Origin of the sequence: Terasakiella sp. (assembly GCF_048267425.1) — a bacterium.
Classification (GTDB): Bacteria; Pseudomonadota; Alphaproteobacteria; order Rhodospirillales; family Terasakiellaceae; genus Terasakiella.
This window is the reverse complement of the sequence record NZ_JBLWXN010000002.1, coordinates 267,656-281,273: the sequence shown is the minus strand read 5'-3', so window position 1 is coordinate 281,273 and position 13,618 is coordinate 267,656. Positions and strand designations below refer to the sequence as shown.

The 13,618-nt window shown below is 50.3% G+C and carries 12 protein-coding genes; 4 read left to right on the top strand and 8 right to left on the bottom strand.

Features of this window, described 5'->3' with window-relative positions; all coding sequences use genetic code 11:
- Positions 1–14 precede the first annotated feature (14 nt).
- The 3 genes from atpA to ACN0VA_RS04510 form a co-directional block, all read right to left on the bottom strand.
- Positions 15–1,547 (bottom strand): F0F1 ATP synthase subunit alpha, encoded by a 1,533-nt coding sequence (gene atpA / locus ACN0VA_RS04520; protein WP_417819992.1) that lies wholly within the window; start codon positions 1,545–1,547, stop codon positions 15–17.
- Positions 1,547–2,107, bottom strand: coding sequence for a F0F1 ATP synthase subunit delta (locus ACN0VA_RS04515; protein ID WP_417819991.1), 561 nt, complete (start codon positions 2,105–2,107; stop codon positions 1,547–1,549). Before ACN0VA_RS04515 ends, atpA begins: the two co-directional genes overlap by 1 nt.
- 288 nt (positions 2,108–2,395) lie before the next feature.
- Complete coding sequence (locus ACN0VA_RS04510; RefSeq protein ID WP_417819990.1) at positions 2,396–4,609, bottom strand: primosomal protein N'; 2,214 nt, start codon at positions 4,607–4,609, stop codon at positions 2,396–2,398.
- A 161-nt stretch (positions 4,610–4,770) separates the two neighbouring features.
- Between ACN0VA_RS04510 and fsa the strand changes: the two genes are divergently transcribed.
- The 3 genes from fsa (at position 4,771) to ACN0VA_RS04495 (ending at position 7,230) form a co-directional block, all read left to right on the top strand.
- A complete protein-coding gene (gene fsa, locus ACN0VA_RS04505; RefSeq protein ID WP_417819989.1) occupies positions 4,771–5,427 on the top strand; it encodes a fructose-6-phosphate aldolase in 657 nt (218 codons plus the stop codon).
- Positions 5,428–5,552: 125 nt separating this feature from the next.
- Complete coding sequence (locus ACN0VA_RS04500; RefSeq protein WP_417819988.1) at positions 5,553–6,251, top strand: DUF484 family protein; 699 nt, start codon at positions 5,553–5,555, stop codon at positions 6,249–6,251.
- 1 nt (position 6,252) lies between these two features.
- Positions 6,253–7,230: a tyrosine recombinase XerC gene (locus ACN0VA_RS04495; protein WP_417819987.1), complete on the top strand. Its 978-nt coding sequence runs from the start codon at positions 6,253–6,255 to the stop codon at positions 7,228–7,230.
- On the opposite strand, the gene ACN0VA_RS04490 is transcribed toward ACN0VA_RS04495, so the two are convergent.
- Genes ACN0VA_RS04490 through ACN0VA_RS04475 form a run of 4 tightly spaced genes read right to left on the bottom strand, consistent with a single transcriptional unit; the run spans position 7,227 to position 10,761 of the window.
- A complete protein-coding gene (locus ACN0VA_RS04490; protein WP_417819986.1) occupies positions 7,227–7,394 on the bottom strand; it encodes a hypothetical protein in 168 nt (55 codons plus the stop codon). The genes ACN0VA_RS04495 and ACN0VA_RS04490 overlap by 4 nt on opposite strands.
- Positions 7,395–7,405: 11 nt before the next feature.
- Complete coding sequence (locus ACN0VA_RS04485) at positions 7,406–8,197, bottom strand: metallophosphoesterase (RefSeq protein WP_417819985.1); 792 nt, start codon at positions 8,195–8,197, stop codon at positions 7,406–7,408.
- Between the two features lie 12 nt (positions 8,198–8,209).
- Positions 8,210–10,351 carry an exonuclease domain-containing protein gene (locus ACN0VA_RS04480; RefSeq protein WP_417819984.1) on the bottom strand — a complete coding sequence of 714 codons (2,142 nt, stop codon included), beginning with the start codon at positions 10,349–10,351 and terminating at the stop codon, positions 8,210–8,212.
- Positions 10,352–10,389: 38 nt separating this feature from the next.
- Positions 10,390–10,761, bottom strand: coding sequence for a response regulator transcription factor (locus tag ACN0VA_RS04475; protein ID WP_188666436.1), 372 nt, complete (start codon positions 10,759–10,761; stop codon positions 10,390–10,392).
- Positions 10,762–10,917: 156 nt separating this feature from the next.
- Between ACN0VA_RS04475 and ettA the strand changes: the two genes are divergently transcribed.
- A complete protein-coding gene (gene ettA / locus ACN0VA_RS04470; protein WP_417819983.1) occupies positions 10,918–12,597 on the top strand; it encodes an energy-dependent translational throttle protein EttA in 1,680 nt (559 codons plus the stop codon).
- 69 nt (positions 12,598–12,666) lie between these two features.
- Here the strand turns inward: ettA and ACN0VA_RS04465 are convergent, their stop codons facing one another.
- Positions 12,667–13,596 carry an NADP-dependent oxidoreductase gene (locus ACN0VA_RS04465; protein WP_417819982.1) on the bottom strand — a complete coding sequence of 310 codons (930 nt, stop codon included), beginning with the start codon at positions 13,594–13,596 and terminating at the stop codon, positions 12,667–12,669.
- Positions 13,597–13,618 lie beyond the last annotated feature (22 nt).

The window sequence follows — 13,618 nt, the reverse complement described above, 5'->3', positions numbered from 1 at the left end:
AACGATGAAAACGATTAAGCGAAAGACTTAGTGAAGTCGTCTAGGTACTTCTTCAGTTTTTCGGTGGTCTCATCGCTGAGGGCCTTCTCACTACGGATTGTTGTGAGGATATCAGCACCGTTTGCGCGAACGTCGTTCAACATGGCAGCTTCGTAACGGTTAACGTCCGTTGCTTTGATGCCATCCAGATAGCCGTTCACACCAGCGAAGATGGATACAACTTGCTCTTCAACCGGAAGCGGAGAGAATTGCGGTTGTTTCAGCAATTCTGTCAGGCGTTCACCACGAGCCAGCAGTTTTTGCGTAGACGCATCCAAATCAGATGCGAACTGAGCAAAGGCTGCCATTTCACGATACTGAGCCAATTCCAGTTTAACGGAACCCGCAACCTGTTTCATGGCTTTGATCTGTGCAGAAGACCCTACACGAGATACAGAAAGACCAACGTTAACAGCCGGACGGATACCTTTATAGAACAGTTCTGTTTCCAAGAAGATCTGACCGTCTGTAATGGAAATTACGTTTGTCGGAATAAACGCGGAAACGTCACCACCTTGTGTTTCAATAACCGGCAAAGCGGTCAAAGAACCAGCGCCCATCGCGTCAGACATTTTACAAGCACGTTCCAGCAGACGGGAGTGCAAGTAGAATACGTCACCCGGATAAGCTTCACGGCCCGGCGGGCGACGAAGCAGCAGGGACATTTGACGATAAGCAACGGCCTGTTTGGACAAGTCATCGTAGCCGATCAGTGCATGCATACCGTTGTCACGGAAGTACTCACCCATCGCAGCGCCACAGTAAGGTGCCAAGAACTGCATCGGAGCCGGTTCAGAAGCTGTCGCAGCAACGATGATGGAATATTCCAGCGCGCCGTTTTCTTCGAGAACTTTAACCAACTGTGCAACAGTAGAACGTTTCTGACCAACCGCAACATAGACGCAGTACAGCTTTTCGCTTTCGTCTTTGGCGTTGTCGTTTACGTTTTTCTGGTTCAACATGGTGTCCAGAATGATGGCTGTTTTACCAGTCTGACGGTCACCAATGACCAATTCACGCTGACCACGACCAACCGGGATCAAGCTGTCAACAGCTTTCAAACCAGTTTGTACGGGTTCGTGTACAGACTTACGCGGGATGATGCCCGGCGCTTTTACTTCCATCAACTGATTGGTAACGTCTTTCAACGGGCCTTTGCCGTCGATCGGGTTGCCCAGACCGTCAACAACACGACCCAAAAGGCCACGACCAACCGGCACTTCAACGATGGCGCCAGTACGTTTAACTGTATCGCCTTCTTTGATAGCGCGGTCATCACCGAAAATAACGATACCGACGTTGTCGGTTTCCAAGTTCAGTGCCATACCTTTCAAGCCACCTGGGAATTCAACCATTTCCCCGGCTTGAACGTTATCCAAACCATGTACGCGGGCGATACCGTCACCCACAGACAAGACTTGACCAACCTCAGCTACGTCAGCCTCGGTTCCGAAATTAGCGATCTGTTCTTTGAGGATCGCAGAAATTTCCGCGGCGCGGATTTCCATCACCCAACCCCTTTCATGGCGAGTTGAAGATGCTGCAACTTGGTGCGCAAGGAACTATCTACCATGCGCGAGCCGACCTTGACGATTAAACCGCCAAGGAGTGCAGAGTCCACCTTCTGTTCAACAGCGACATCACTGCCAATTGCTTCTTTAAGAGAAGCGGTCAACGAATCAACTTGCTTTTGCGTTAGCTTTTTAGCGGAAGTAACCTGTGCGGAAACTTCGCCTTTATGCGCGGCAAGAAGCGATTGGAACGCAAGGATCATGCCTTCCAGTTCAAAGAGGCGACGATTTTGTGCCACCACCCCGATAAATCGTTTCGTGAGATCTGAAATTTGTGCCTTGTCCATGACAGCAGTCATGGCGCGGCCTTGTTCTTCGCGTGCAATCACGGGACTTAGAACAAGTTTGGTTAGATCTTCACTTTCGCTCAGCATTACGCTGAGGTCAGAAAGATCCTGAGCCACTTGATCGACCGCACCGTTATCAACCGCTAACTCAAATAGAGCATTGGCATAACGACCGGCAAGTCCGCTTGCACCTTGTGCTTTAGAAGCCACCTGGGACAGCCCTCGACATCTGGTCCACCCGAAGGGACATGGTACCCACGTCCCCCAACGACAAAATCACCCTGTTCGCGCAGCACACAGCTTTGCGACAGAGTGGCGATGTCATAACACACCGTTGATGGTAGATGCAAGCGGGCATCTCGCACTTGCCCAAATTATTCGAAACATGCGGAAAATAAGGCTGATTCGCGGGTGTGGTCATACCAAAATCGTTAAGAAATTGACTTCTGAAGCAAGAGAATCGGGCATCCATTTCGAATTCTTCAGGTTGAAAGATTCTTACAAAAAACTGTAAGGATCAATATCGACCTGTACGCGAACAGCATTGGTAATGTTCGTTCGCCCCAGCCAATCTTTCACGATCGCCTGAATGGGGATGTTTTTATCTGTTTTCAGAAGCAGGCGACGGCGATGGCGCCCCCGGATCATGGATAAGGGGGCCGGTGCGGGGCCAAGCGCGAGAAGGCCGGGGCCATGCGGAGCGTTACGTCCCAGTGCATTGGCCACATCATCGACCAGAACTTCATCTTCGCCGGACACAATCAGGGCACACAGTCGCCCAAAGGGCGGCATGCCTGCCCCGCGTCGGGCTTCGGCTTCGGTTTGTAGAAAGCGATCACGCAAACCGGACTTCAGGGCCTTCATCACCGGATGATCAGGCATGAAGGTCTGCAACATGACAGTTCCCGGTTTATCACCGCGTCCGGCACGCCCGGCAACCTGATATAAAAGTTGATATGTACGTTCGCTGGCGCGCAGGTCACCGCCGGATAATCCTAAATCCGCATCGACCACACCGACAAGGGTGAGCATGGGAAAATGATAGCCTTTGGCGACCATTTGGGTCCCGATCAGCAAATCGACATCGTGGTTTTCAATTTTTGCGACCAGTTCAGCGGCTTGCGCGGGGGAAGTCACCGTGTCACTGGCGGCAACAATGGTGCGCAGTTCAGGGAAGGTTTCTTCGACTTCTTCGGCGAGACGTTCCACGCCGGGACCGCAGGCTGCGAAATTGTTTTCGCTTTCACAAGATGGACAGGTGCGCGGGGGGCGGGTGAAATATCCACAATGGTGGCATTGCAACTTTCCGGCCTTGCGATGTTCGACCAGCCAGCTTGTGCAATTGGGGCATTGCAAGCGATGTCCGCAGGACCGGCACAGGGTCAAAGGCGCATAGCCCCGCCTGTTGAGATACAACATCACCTGTTCGCCGCGTGCCACCGTTTCTTTAATCGCGGTGATTAAACTGGGGGAAAGCCATTTCTGGCGTTCGGGTTTATCCAGTCGTAAATCTACCGTGATGACGCAAGGCAGCGGGACATCGGCATGGCGTGCGGGCATATGCAAATTATCATAGCGCCCTTCCCAGCTGTTGACCGCTGTTTCCAGTGAGGGGGTGGCAGAGGCCAAGACAACGGGTAAATGCCCCATCTGCGCACGCACAACCGCCATGTCGCGTCCATTATAAATAACGCCTTCTTCCTGTTTGAAAGAGGCATCATGTTCTTCATCGACAACAATAAGGCCGAGATCACGAAAAGGCAGGAATAAAGCAGAGCGGGCACCGATCACGACTTTCGCCTGTCCGCGTACAACCGCGCGCCATGTTTGTTTGCGCCGGGCTTGCCCGATATCGGAATGCCAAACCGCGGGTTCTGTCCCGAAACGTGTTTTAAAACGATTAAGCCATTGTGAGGACAGGGCGATTTCAGGCAAAAGAACAAGCACTTGCTTATTACAAGAAAGCGCCTTGGCGACCGCTTCGAAATAGACTTCGGTTTTCCCCGAACCGGGGACCCCATCCAGCAAGGTGACGCTGAAGCCGTTTTTTGTGCCGGCATTTTGTGTTTTTGCCACCAGATCGTTGGCGGCTTTTTCCTGTTGTTCGGCCAGTTTATAACCGTCGCGTTGCCAATCCGGTTCCCCAAAAGGCGAAGGATCATGGATTTGAACCGGCTCTAAAAGACCCAGATCAACCAATCCTTTGACAACACTGGTTCCGACACCGGCTTCGCGGGCGATGTCGCTGGCAGCCATCGGGATCATGCCTTCCATAAAATCCAGTACGCTTTGACGGGCCTTGGTGATTTTTAAGTTATCCGGGAGTGGGGAAGACTTCTTTATATAAGCGACTTTTGGCGCCGGGTCTTTCAACGCACCGGGAACCGACATGACCATTTTCAGGATCGAACCAGCCGGCTGTAAAGTATAGCGCGCCACCCAATCGACAAATTTACGCGAAGCTTCCGGGATCGGTGGTTGGTTTAAGACGTCCTGAACACATTTCAGTTTTTCAAAGGGAAGATCATTTTCTGGTGGATCTATGGCCCAGACAACACCGATACGTTCGCGCGACCCAAGCGGCACGACGACAAAATCGCCTTCATTCACCGTCATGGCAGGCGGTAGGGCATAATCGTACACCCCGCTCAAGGGCAGGGGAAGCAGGACGCTGATGCGTCTTTCCTGATCGGCAAATAAGGACACGCCCACTTGATTTTGTCCGCGAAAGGGACACTCCTCTTTTTATGTTTCTCAGCACAAGGTTTGAAACTTTATATCATTCTGTGTTTTTATGTCATAAAGTCTTTACCAAATCCGCCTAAAACGGAACAACAGATAGTGTCTTATATTGTTAAGCAAGGAAGAGCCAGATGAAGTTTTTTGTCGATACCGCCGATGTAACGGAAATTAAAGAGCTTGCCGATGTCGGTCTGTTGGATGGCGTGACCACCAATCCCTCGCTGATTGCCAAATCGGGCCGCAAGTTTCTGGATGTGGTGGGTGAGATTTGTGACATTGTAGATGGCCCTGTCAGTGCTGAAGTGACCGCACCGGATTTTGATACCATGATGAAAGAAGCGGCTGTCTTGCGCAAAATTGCCGATAATGTGGCGATTAAGGTCCCGATGACCCGTGACGGGATTAAAACCTGTAAACATTTGGCAGATGACGGTTGTAAGGTAAACGTGACGCTGGTCTTTTCTGCGGCACAAGCCTTGCTGGCGGCCAAGGCCGGGGCGGCGTTCGTTTCTCCGTTTATCGGACGCTTGGATGATTTGGGTCAGGACGGTATGAGCCTGATTGAAGATATTGTTGAGATTTACGCCAATTACCCGGATTTCCAAACCGAAGTTCTGGCGGCTTCTATTCGTGGACCGCTACATGTGGTACAGGCCGCACAAGCTGGTGCTGACGTTGCAACGGTTCCTGCAAAAGCCCTGTGGCAATTGTTCAATCATCCGCTGACAGACAAGGGTTTGGAAGCATTCGAAGCTGATTGGGCCAAGACAGGCCAAAGTATTCTGTAAAATCAGGGTGTTGTTTTTTTTCTTCACGGCCTATCTTTCTATCAGTATAGGCCGTGAAGAAGTGATTCAAATTTACCTTTCTATGCTTTACACTGATAGCGACACATTTTGCGAAGGCTGGTCCCATGACGACAAACAGCAGGGATAAACATGTTTGCAATGATTTGGGCGATAACGATATCATTGCCTATCTCAAGAAACATCCCGATTTTTTTGTGCAAAACCCCAACATTCTTGAAGTGATGGAGCTTCCTGCGCGTTACAGCGGGGAACAAATTGTCGATTTGCAGCATGAAGCCTTAAAACGTTTGCGCGCCAAGCAAGATGTGCTGGTTGATAATTCGCGCACCAACATGTCGATCCAAACGGCCACCCATGAAGCCGTTCTGGCAATGATGGAAGCCCGTTCGCTGGATGAGTTTATCGGTATTGTACAAGATGAATTGCCGGTCTTGCTGGATATTGATATGGCGGCGGTTGCGTTGGAAGGCGCCGTGGAGGCAATCGATATGTCTGCCGATGGCATGCCGGTTTTACTGCCTAGCGGGGAAGTTCAAAACAGGCTGGGCGATAGTGATGTACGATTGATTGCCAGTGTTGAAGGCGGTGATCATTTGTTTGGTGCAGCGCGTGATCTTGTGCGATCCGTTGCTTTGGCACGTCTTTATCCCAGTGAAGTCATGCCAACAGGCCTTTTGATTTTAGGCGCCCGCGATGAGAATATGTTTCATCCCCATCAGGGAACCGAGTTGATTACTTTTATGGCGCGGGTTGCCGAAATTCTGGTGGAAAAATGGCTCGAACAAGGCGAATTGGACGACTGATTTGGCAACAAATGCAGACAGCCTGAACCGGATACAGTTTGACTGTGAGCCAGCCTTGAAAGAGGCAATTGCCGTCTGGCGACGTTGGCTGGAAAGTGAACGTCGTGCCTCCAAGCACACGCTGGATGCTTATTTGCGCGATTTGTCTGCTTTTTTTATCTTTTCGCAAAATCTGCTGGGGTATCCGGCGGGGTTGGAAGATTTACGCAGTTTCAGTGCCGCTGATTTTCGCGGGTTTTTGGCAGACCGGACTGAGGCCGGAATTGCGCGCAGTTCCATCAATCGGCAAATGTCGACGCTGCGTAATTTCTTTAAGTTTTTAAATCAGCAAGGCATTTTGGAAAATCCGGCATTGGCGGCGGTTCGAACGCCCAAACAAAAACAGGCGGTTCCCAAGGCCTTATCCCAACAAGAAGCCGTTGTGTCGTTGGATGCGATTGCACAATTGAGCCAAGGCGATTGGCATGACAAACGCGGCCTGTCGTGGGTTGCAAAACGTGATGCGGCGGTTCTAACCCTGCTTTATGGCTGCGGCTTGCGCATTGGGGAGGCATTGAGCTTGAAACGCAAAGAAGCCCCCAACACAGATGTCATGCGCATTACCGGGAAGGGCAACAAGGAACGTATGGTCCCGGTTCTGCCGCTGGTGATCGCGGCGGTCAATGCCTATCTGGAAGATTGCCCGTTTGATTTAAAACAAAACGGACCTTTGTTTGTCGGGGCACGGGGCAAGGCGCTGGACCCCGGTGTCATACAACGCCAAATTCGAAAATTGCGCCCGCTGTTAAACTTGCCAGAAACGGCGACACCCCATGCTTTGCGCCACAGTTTTGCAACGCATTTGTTGGCAGGCGGCGGGGATTTGCGCACCATACAGGAATTACTGGGACATGCTTCACTGTCCACAACGCAACGTTATACGGCCGTGGATGAAGTCAAGTTGAATACGGAATATAAAAAAGCTCATCCTCGCGCTTAAGGCTTATCCTTGTTGGTCGCATCCCCGAAGAAAAATTGCTTGCCGAAAATCAGCATGATAAAGACCGCGCCGAGTTCTGCAGCGAAGGCCAGCATAAGGTCTTGCGTAAAAAAGAAGGTGGCGAGGAAGACAATCGCCATAAGAATCCAGGCAAGATATCTCATTTTAAATTTCCTTATTGATCGGTTGTGACCTGAAAGACGGTCATTTCTGAATTGAAAAAAAGTGCACCGGATAAAACACCATAAAGGCAAGCCCCTGTATCCAGTCCAATGCGATGGGGTTCGAGAACAGGGCCGGGCAGCACGGTATGTCCATGCACAATAAAGGTGCCATCCTCAAAAGGGCCTGTATGTTCCAAAAAATCATCGCGTATCCATGCCCAGTGTTTCGGATGTGTGGATAATTTTGTTGCATTGAAATTATTTTCTATGGAAATGGCCGGGTCGATCCCGGCATGGACACATAGAATATTTCCGCTTTTATAATGACTGACAAAGTTATTGAGCTGTTCAATACGTTGTGCCCCCAAGGCTTTGACCAAGGCTTTACGATGTTCATAAATCGGGGTTTGCGCAATCGGAGGGATTTTAATATTCAGGTTTTCCAATGTGGAAAGACCGCCGTTTCCCCGCCATAAAGCCCACTGCATACGATAATTGGCCATATCGGCGTTTAGCACCCGTAACAAAAGCTGCTCGTGATTGCCCATAAGGGAGATGATGTTCCAATCGTTGATCCCTTCGCGGATCAAGTCGAGAACTTCGATCGCAGCATCCCCGCGATCAATAATATCGCCAAGCAAAACCAAATCGACCCGTTTGCAGGCGGGCGGGATCACTTTTTCGATGGTTGGCAGGATGCGCACCAATAGATCGAAACGTCCATGAATATCCCCGATGGCCACAAGGGCGACATCTTTTTCCGCAATGGCGGGAACCGGACAGGCGTTGCGAATGATTTCCAAGGGGAAGGCTCCTTAGAATTGAGCTTGTTGAGCGCGCACTTCAACGATTTTATGACTGGCGCGAAGCGCATCATTAAGCGTGATAATTCCGCGTGCCTTTAACATCGGGATCATGCGCAGGAAAATCCCGGCGGTGACAAGGGTATCGCCAATGGCGGTATGGCGTCCTTCGATTTCAATCCCAAAACGATGGGCGATGTCGTCAAGGGAATGTTCCGTCTTATGGTCATGCAGCAACACTGAAAGCAACAAGGTATCCAGAACAGGATGATCAAAATTCAATCGGCATTCATCCTGTTTAAGATGTAGAAATTTCATATCAAAAGCCGCGTTGTGGGCAACCAAAACCGTCTCTTTTGCAAATTCAAAAAATTGCGGCAGGACGATTTGTGCAGGTGGTTTATCTTTAACCATATCGTCTGTAATGCCGTGGAATTTGATGGATGATTTGGGAATTTTGCGATTGGGGTTAACCAGACGGGCAAAAGATTCCCCGGTTAAAATTCGCCCATTGAGGATACGTACGCCTGCCAATGCGATAATTTCGTCACCACCGGACGGTTTAAGCCCCGTCGTTTCTGTGTCAAAAACGACATAAGAGAGATCACTTAAAGGGCGTTCTCCCCATTCTCCAAGTGGTTTATCGGATGGATTGAGCAGCGAGAAATCATAAAATTCCGGTCGGGCGGGCAAATCTTCGCTGGTCTTATCCGCCATAGGGCGTTGCGCCGCCATCATGGGCAGGCGCAACCGGGACCAACCGTCTTCCATTCTTTCGCTCCACATCTCGCAACGATGGTGTTCCAGAATGTCGCGCAGGCTCATACCGCCGATGGATTCCTGCAAGTTGATGTCCAGCCAGCTATCAATCTCGGCTGAGGATAGCTCTTTGCCTGACCAGATCACATCGATATGAATGCGCCCGTCGCGTTGCACCGATTGCAGGTCAAAATCCTGTGCCCCGGTGAGTTTGTGGATGTTGTGAACGATCTGATCCAGTGCCAGCACAAGGGAATGGCTATCCCCGCGCAGCCAGCAGGGAATGCCGGTCATCATTGCAGTGATGTTTTTTTCATCTTTCAGGCGCAAGGAGACAAGGCTGAGTAAATTTGCAGAATAAATGTCGGCCATCGGCCAATGCCCAGTGGCGAGACCGTGATAATCACTTGCCAGATGATCGATCCGTTCGGACAGTTTCTGACTTTCTTCCAGCAGGACATTTTGGAAACGTGCGCGCATTGATTGCGGCATTTCGTCGTTTTTTGTCACCATTTCCGCAGCGGCCCGCAGGTTGGCAATGGGTTGACGCAGGCCTTCGGTGGCTTCGCGCAACAGATGGTCCCGTTTCCCCAATGCCCCCAATTCTTCGGTAATGTCGTGAAAGGTCAGGACATAGCTGACAGGTATGTTTTCTTCATCACCTAACAACAGGGTCATGCGGGCTTCCAGCGTAAATCGCCCGTCGCGTGTTGCACAGACGAAAGAAGTGCTTAAACCTTCCGGGTGTTTTTCGTGGCGATGTTCTGCCAAACGATTGCGCAGACGTCGAAGCGAATGCAGTAAGGGCGGGTTGTCGATGACGCTGAATAAAGAACGCCCCAATCCGATATCCCCGCTGACATGCAATAGGGAAAGGGCGCGTTGATTATAAAGCAAGACCTGATTGTTGAGGTTGCAAATAATAACCCCTTCGTACAAATCCTTTAAAACGGCTTCCAGTGTTTTCTTTTGGTCAACGGTTTGGGCGGTCGCCTCCTTGATCGCTTGATCGACTTCAAGACGTTGACGGCGGTACTGGCGGGCAAGATCGCGCACCGTTTCCGGCAAATGGTCTAGATAACGCCCCGATGAAACTTCGACGCGATGGTTTTTATTGCTGTGTAGGATGGTTTGAATGTCGCGGATAAGCCCCTGAATGGGGGATGCAACGTTCAGGTCGAACAGGGCCCCGATGGCGATGATGGATAAACCGATGCCAATCGTTGCCCCCAGTCCGAACAGCAGCAGGCTGTCGGCTGGGTCGTTATGGGTCTGGATATGGTCAAAGGCAAAATAAAAACTGGCAACGATTATGGACAGGCAGAAGAATCCCAAAAGGGCGAAAAACAGCAACGTGCGGACACGTAAGCTTAATTTTGAAATGCGCCTGAGCATGGATCCCCTCCTTTGCCACGACCACAACAGCGCCTGTTTTACGCGTCGCCTAACAGTTCCTTGACCCGTTTGGTCAATTCGCTGGTGGAAAACGGCTTGGTCACATAATCGGTTGCCCCAAGGGCGAGGCCTTTTTCTTTTTCCACTTCCCGTCCCTTTGCGGTCAGCATGATAATGGGGATGGCGGCCCATTCTTCGGATCGGCGCAAGGTTTGACACACATCATAACCGTCGCGTCCAGGGATCATGAGGTCCAGTAAGATCAGGTCCGGTGTTTTTTCAACAACGGCTTCCAGTGCTTCGTTTCCATCGCGTGCGATACGGACTTCGTATCCGGCTTGGGTCATAAGAAATTCAAGTGACAAAACAATATTGGGTTCGTCATCCACGACAAGGACCGATTTGGTCATTTTAACTCCCTGAATATAGACTGTTTCTTTTTTTAGAGGTCTTATAATCCTTTTTTCTGCATAATAACACGTTTTTATAGGCATGACATAGCCTCGCAGTCCTGCTAAAAGACTATCCAAATCATCTTTCATTTTACATTTGGATATTAAGGTACGATGGCATCTTATCAGTACGTATATGTTATGAAGGGCCTTTCCAAGGTCTATCCGGGCGGCAAAAAAGTTGTAGAGGATGTATTCCTTTCCTTCCTGCCGGGTGCAAAAATCGGTGTTCTGGGTCACAACGGCACAGGTAAATCGACCCTGATGCGCATTATGGCGGGTCTCGACACGGAATATAACGGCGAAGCATGGGCCGCCGATGGGGCAAAAGTCGGCTATCTGCCGCAGGAACCACAACTGGACCCGACCAAGACCGTCGCGGAAAACGTCATGGAGGCCTTGGGTCAAACCAAGCGCGATCTGGATCGTTTCAACGAAATCAGCGCCAAGTTCATGGAACCCATGACCGATGACGAGATGAACGAACTGCTGGCGGAACAAGGCGAATTGCAGGAACGCATTGATGCCTCAAACGGTTGGGAAATCGAACGCACCATCGAAATTGCGATGGACGCGCTGCGTTGCCCGCCGGGTGACTGGTCCGTTGATAAACTGTCCGGTGGTGAAAAACGCCGTGTGGCTTTGTGTAAACTGCTGCTGGAAAAACCCGATCTGCTGCTGCTTGACGAACCGACAAACCATTTGGATGCAGAATCGGTTGCCTGGTTGGAACGTTTCCTTGAAACCTACGAAGGCACTGTCGTCGCTGTTACCCATGACCGTTACTTCCTGGATAATGTCGCAGGCTGGATTCTGGAACTGGACCGGGGCCGCGCTATTCCTTACGAGGGTAACTATACCCAATGGCTGGAACAGAAGAAAAAACGTCTGGAACAGGAATCCAAAGAAGAAGCGGCACGCCAAAAGACTTTGGATCACGAGATGGAGTGGATCAAACAATCCCCGAAAGCCCGTCAGGCCAAATCCAAAGCCCGTATCAAATCTTACGAAGAGCTGCTTAACAAAGATATCAAAGAGCAGATCAATAACGCACAAATCGTCATTCCGGCTGGTCCGCGTCTGGGTGATGTCGTTATTAAAGCCGAAGGTGTCGCCAAGGGCTTTGACGATAAACTGCTTTATGAAAACCTCGAGTTTAACCTGCCTGCCGGTGGGATTGTCGGGATTATCGGGCCGAACGGTGCGGGTAAAACCACGTTGTTCCGTATGATCACGGGTCAGGAAACACCGGACGCGGGGACATTTACGGTTGGGCAAACGGTCAAGCTTGGTTATATCGATCAAAGTCGCGACAGTCTGGCAGATGACAAAACGGTCTGGGAAGAAATTTCAGACGGTCTGGATGTGATTGAACTGGGCAAAGGTTCCATGCAAAGCCGGGCTTATGTCTCACGCTTTAACTTTAAAGGCGGGGATCAACAGAAAAAAGTCGGTCAGCTTTCCGGTGGGGAACGTAACCGCGTCCATTTGGCGAAAATGCTGAAAGAAGAAGCCAACGTTCTGCTGCTTGACGAACCGACAAACGATCTGGATGTCGATACCTTGCGCGCATTGGAAGATGCTCTTGAAAACTTCGCTGGTTGTGCCGTGGTAATCTCGCACGATCGCTGGTTCCTTGATCGTATCGCCACCCATATCCTTGCGTTTGAAGGCAACTCCGAAGTCGTCTGGTTTGAAGGCAACTACGAAGACTACGAAGCCGATCGCAAGCGCCGCCTCGGCGCTGATGCCGATCAACCGCACCGCTTGAAATTCAAGCCGCTGACGCGTTGATTTTGTACGCCTAAAAAAAGGGGGGAAGCCTTTAAGCTTCCCCCTTTTTTATATATATGGGAATAAGTGTTAGTCGACTTGTATGATGATCTTTCCACGGACACGTCCGGACTGACTGAGCGCAAAAGCTTGATCAACCTGATCGAGAGGAAAGATTTTCTCAATGTGGTTGTGGATTTTTTCTTCGTCGATCCACTGGGCAATTTGGGTTAATTGCGCGGCATCGGGTTCGATAAAAAGAAACTCACCCTTGACGTTGTATTCCTTTGCCTTGTCTGGAGATGGCGGAGAGACGACAGAAACAAGAACACCGCCTTCTTTCATGGTTTGCCATGATTTATCTTGTGTTTCGCCGCCGACCGTATCGAAAACGACGTCGACATCGCTTACAATTTCTTCAAAATTTTCATTGCGATAATCGATGAATGTATCGACACCAAGTTCAAGCAAGAAGGCTTTGTTTTTCTCCGAAGCGGTTCCAATGACGTGGGCACCGACTATTTTTGCCATTTGAACGGCAAGGCTACCGACACCGCCCGCTGCGGCATGGATTAAAACCTTTTGTCCGGCTTTCAGATTTGAGATTTGGAATAAGGCTTGATAGGCCGTCAATCCGGCCAATGGGATACCGGCAGCGTGCAAATGGTCCATTTTGCGTGGCTTTTTCGCAAGTTCACGGCCTTTAATGGCGACAAATTCAGCAAAGGTTCCGTTGCGGGCAATATTGGGGCGTGAGTAGACTTCATCCCCGATTTGAAAATCGCTGACCTCCGGGCCTACGGCTTCGACAACACCGGACACATCCCAACCTAATGTCAAAGGTAACTGATGAGGGAGAATGGTTTGGAGATAACCCGCCTGTATTTTCCAATCGACAGGATTGACACTGGCAGCTTTTACCTTGACCAAAACATCATCCGGTGCAATTTTCGGTGTGGGTATATCTTCGTATTTTAAAGTATTTTCACTGCCATATGCATGAATACGAACGGCTTTCATCTCTCTCTTCCTTTATTATATC

What these genes read in the sequence shown, in the direction of transcription:
- atpA (WP_417819992.1), bottom strand. Translation starts at nt 1,547, where the DNA reads ATGGAAATCCGCGCCGCGGAAATTTCTGCGATCCTCAAAGAACAGATC.
- fsa (WP_417819989.1), top strand. Translation starts at nt 4,771, where the DNA reads ATGAAGTTTTTTGTCGATACCGCCGATGTAACGGAAATTAAAGAGCTT.
- ACN0VA_RS04500 (WP_417819988.1), top strand. Translation starts at nt 5,553, where the DNA reads ATGACGACAAACAGCAGGGATAAACATGTTTGCAATGATTTGGGCGAT.
- ACN0VA_RS04490 (WP_417819986.1), bottom strand. Translation starts at nt 7,394, where the DNA reads ATGAGATATCTTGCCTGGATTCTTATGGCGATTGTCTTCCTCGCCACC.
- ACN0VA_RS04480 (WP_417819984.1), bottom strand. Translation starts at nt 10,351, where the DNA reads ATGCTCAGGCGCATTTCAAAATTAAGCTTACGTGTCCGCACGTTGCTG.
- ACN0VA_RS04475 (WP_188666436.1), bottom strand. Translation starts at nt 10,761, where the DNA reads ATGACCAAATCGGTCCTTGTCGTGGATGACGAACCCAATATTGTTTTG.
- ettA (WP_417819983.1), top strand. Translation starts at nt 10,918, where the DNA reads ATGGCATCTTATCAGTACGTATATGTTATGAAGGGCCTTTCCAAGGTC.
- ACN0VA_RS04465 (WP_417819982.1), bottom strand. Translation starts at nt 13,596, where the DNA reads ATGAAAGCCGTTCGTATTCATGCATATGGCAGTGAAAATACTTTAAAA.